The sequence below is a fragment of the Citrobacter sp. Awk 2 genome, assembly GCF_028069815.1.
Taxonomy (GTDB): domain Bacteria; phylum Pseudomonadota; class Gammaproteobacteria; order Enterobacterales; family Enterobacteriaceae; genus Citrobacter.
Map to the genome: position 1 here is coordinate 1 of NZ_JANEWL010000293.1, position 255 is coordinate 255.

Annotated in this window: 1 protein-coding gene; it reads right to left on the minus strand. The window is 49.0% G+C overall.

The annotated features are described in order from the left end of the window. Nucleotides 1-255: type VI secretion system contractile sheath domain-containing protein (locus NNO02_RS23705; protein ID WP_271455918.1), on the minus strand; the 255-nt coding region annotated here is incomplete at both ends.

Genomic DNA, 255 nt, shown 5'->3' on the forward strand with positions numbered 1-255 from the left:
GTACACACCAGCCATTACTGATAAAACTGCGCACCATGTTGGCCGCAAAAGCAAAGGATGCATTGGTCCACAGGTATTTGTTGTGATCCGGACCTTTAACTTCTTCCACATAGTTGAAACTACGAACTGGTACAGTGTCCGGACCATACGGCAGACGGCCCAGTACACGCGGCATCACCAGACCGATATAGCGGGCATCATCCGTCTCACGAAAGGATTTCCACTTGATGTATTCAGCACGATCAAAGTAGTTGC